The organism is Plesiomonas sp., assembly GCF_051650925.1.
Lineage (GTDB): Bacteria > Pseudomonadota > Gammaproteobacteria > Enterobacterales > CAMTGL01 > Plesiomonas.
Genome location: NZ_JBOFRH010000246.1, coordinates 1 through 1,340, shown reverse-complemented (window position 1 = coordinate 1,340; position 1,340 = coordinate 1). Strand labels below are relative to the sequence as shown.

1 protein-coding gene is annotated in these 1,340 nt (G+C 45.7%); it reads right to left on the bottom strand.

The features are described from left to right. A partial coding sequence (ppk1, locus tag ACRC27_RS05980) for a polyphosphate kinase 1 (RefSeq protein WP_438639416.1) occupies positions 1–1,340 on the bottom strand: 1,340 nt, incomplete at both ends.

The following is a 1,340-nucleotide window of genomic DNA, read 5'->3' as shown; positions in this document are numbered from 1 at the left end:
GCCCACTTCAATACGATAATCAATGTTGCGCGTCATCCAGTCCGCAGAGGAGATATATACCAAGGTATCGCCGGCATTTTCAAATGCATAGACCCGCGGGTGCTCGAGGTAGCGGTCAAGAATACTGGTGATGTGAATGTTTTCACTCACCTCTTTTAACCCCGGCACCAGTGAGCACATACCACGGATCAGCAGCCGCACGGTAACACCGGCATTGGAAGCCGCATACAGGCGATCAATTAGCCCTTTATCCACCAGATTATTGATCTTAAGAGAGATCCCCGATTTTTGCCCGCTTTGTGCATGCAAAATTTCTTGATCGATCAATTTATACAACATTTTGCGTGAATTTTGCGGTGATACAATCAGGTGTTCGAAGGTAACCGGGCGGTAAGGGTTCTCGATAAAGTTAAATACCCGCCGAACTTCATTGGTGATACGAGGATCACGGGTCAGCAGGGTAAAGTCAGTGTATAAACGCGCCGTTTTCTCATGGAAGTTACCTGTACCTACGTGTGCATAGCGCTCGTACACTTCACCTTCACGGCGGGTAATCAGGCAGAGTTTTGAGTGAATTTTTAATCCGGGGATAGAGAAAATAACATGCACGCCAGCTTCAGTGAGCTGTTTTGCCCAATGAATATTCGCCTCTTCATCAAAACGGGCTTGTAGCTCAACTACCACGGTCACTTTTTTACCGTTATTGGCAGCATGGATCATTGAATCAATAATCCGTGAGTCTTTCGCTACCCGATAAATATTGATTTTGATTGAAACCACGTTCGGATCAAAAGAGGCTTGCCGTAACAACTCGGTAAAGTGATTAAAGGTGTGATAAGGGTAGTACAGCAGAATATCCCGCTCTTTGATGGCATCAAATGCCGTATCGTGGCGCAGGAAAATGGACTGCTCAAGCGGTGGCATTGGCTTATTCACCAATGAAGGTTTACCCACATTTGGAAACCCGATGAAATCTTTAAAGTTGTGGTAACGGCCACCTGGAATGATCGAGTCGTAAGAGGAGATGCCGAGTTTTTCTTTTAAGTAATCGACCAGCTCATCGGGCATATCGCGCTGATAGACAAAACGTACCGGTTCAGCAGTTAAGCGCTGTTTTAAACTAAATGACATCTGCTCAAGCAGACTTGATTCAAGCTCATTGACCAAATCGTACTCAGCATCGCGCGTCATTTTCATTGAGTAGGCGGTGAGTGAGTCATACTCAAAAAATCCGCGGAAAATATCATCAAGACAAAAACGGATCACATTATCGAGTAAAATGATGGTCTTACGGCGGCGTGGCTTCTCTTGCGGCAAGGTAATAAAGCGCGGTAAACGGT